The sequence below is a fragment of the Staphylococcus sp. HMSC055A09 genome, assembly GCF_001809655.1.
In the GTDB taxonomy this organism is placed as follows: domain Bacteria; phylum Bacillota; class Bacilli; order Staphylococcales; family Staphylococcaceae; genus Staphylococcus; species Staphylococcus capitis.
This window is the reverse complement of the sequence record NZ_KV798350.1, coordinates 1-1,522: the sequence shown is the minus strand read 5'-3', so window position 1 is coordinate 1,522 and position 1,522 is coordinate 1. Positions and strand designations below refer to the sequence as shown.

Annotated in this window: 2 protein-coding genes; both read right to left on the bottom strand. The window is 29.4% G+C overall.

The window, feature by feature from the left end; genetic code table 11:
* Positions 1-13 precede the first annotated feature (13 nt).
* Positions 14-271 (bottom strand): hypothetical protein, encoded by a 258-nt coding sequence (locus tag HMPREF2642_RS11665; protein ID WP_049363929.1) that lies wholly within the window; start codon positions 269-271, stop codon positions 14-16.
* Positions 272-423: 152 nt separating this feature from the next.
* Positions 424-810 (bottom strand): plasmid mobilization protein, encoded by a 387-nt coding sequence (locus tag HMPREF2642_RS01040; RefSeq protein ID WP_070597544.1) that lies wholly within the window; start codon positions 808-810, stop codon positions 424-426.
* Between the last annotated feature and the right edge of the window lie 712 nt (positions 811-1,522).

The following is a 1,522-nucleotide window of genomic DNA, read 5'->3' as shown; positions in this document are numbered from 1 at the left end:
TGAGTGGCTATTTTTAATGCTTTATTCCAATTGCTTTTTGGTTGGAACCAACGGAGCATAATGTGTTGTTGAGTTGGTACTTCGTTGGGATTAATCCCAACAAACCACCAACCAACTCGCTAACATAGTTAGCTAACACATAGCTCATTCCAACCAAAAATTTTCTCGGCATAAATGCGTGTGATATGATTAATGTATTACTCCTTTCATTTAATATATCAAAAACAATTCCCTGGCTACTCAAAAAATGAGTAGTCTTTTTATTTTGCATTTTAAGCCCTTTCTAGGACATTTTATTATTCCACGTATAAAAAAACACCTAAAATTTTTTTCGTTCAACAGAGAGGCTATAAATCACTTTAGAATTTATTTCTAAACGTAAAATGATTTCAGAAAACGTAAGAAAAAGACAGAGTAACCTAATTAAAAGGTTTCCCTGTCTTTTTTAAAATTCATAATAGCTTTTCTTAATTCTGTGTCATGTTTAAAACTATCAAAGTCAATAAAGGCATTTTCGTTTACATGTTCAAGAAGAAGATCAAACATATGAGCTTTCTCTCTGAATGCATCTTGCTCATTCTTTAAAGTGTTATTACTACTTTTGAGTTGCTCTATGATTTCATGCAAATCATTCGTATCATCTTCACTTTTAATAACTGTTGGCTTAATACGATTACCTAAAGCAACAAGTTTTGTATAGCTGGTTGGGTTTAGATGACGAATTTCTGCTAATTTTTGAATTTTATTGTACTCATCTTGAGTTAAGTTAACGTTTATAGTTTTTGCTTTTTTGTTAAATGAACTAGGCATAAAATAACCACCTTTATGTATTAGTAATTACTCAATAAATTTTAACATATAATTATGAGTAATTACTCAATTTAAATATATTTATATTGATGAGTAATTACTCAATTATAATGCTCACTTTTTTGAGCATTTAGGTTTTAGTAATTACTCACTAGTATAGACAAAACAAGATTTTCAACGTACCAATTTTTTGGTACGTTTTACGTACCTTTTACGTACCTTTTACGTACGTATTGAGATTTTAGGGTACTTTTCACGTACCTTTTACGTACGTTTGCATAATTTTTTACATCACATTTAGGAATCCTATTTGACACTGTCAAATCAATACTTTTGCATTATATTGGTACGTGAAACGTACCAATTTGATGCAGGATTCCCTTATGCTCTTGAATGGCAATAGTTGCAATATTACACCTGTATACCCTCATATTTTTCATTTCAAAATCTCAAACTTTTTTCAGAAAAACATCTTTAATTTTTTCTAACAAAACAAAAAACGCTCACTCTTTTTTCGAGTAGCGTTTTGTTTTTTATTTTTCTTCTTCAATTTCATTTATCATTTTTTGATTCACTTCTCGTTTTTCTTCATCCGTTAAATCAAAAATTTCGCTTGCCAAATATTCTTTTTGATTCCACATGTAAAAAATCTGATATACATATTCTGTTGGATCAATTTCTTGGTTCTGTTGCAAAGTAAAAAATATAGCTA

What these genes read in the sequence shown, in the direction of transcription:
- HMPREF2642_RS11665 (WP_049363929.1), bottom strand. Translation starts at nt 271, where the DNA reads ATGCAAAATAAAAAGACTACTCATTTTTTGAGTAGCCAGGGAATTGTT.
- HMPREF2642_RS01040 (WP_070597544.1), bottom strand. Translation starts at nt 810, where the DNA reads ATGCCTAGTTCATTTAACAAAAAAGCAAAAACTATAAACGTTAACTTA.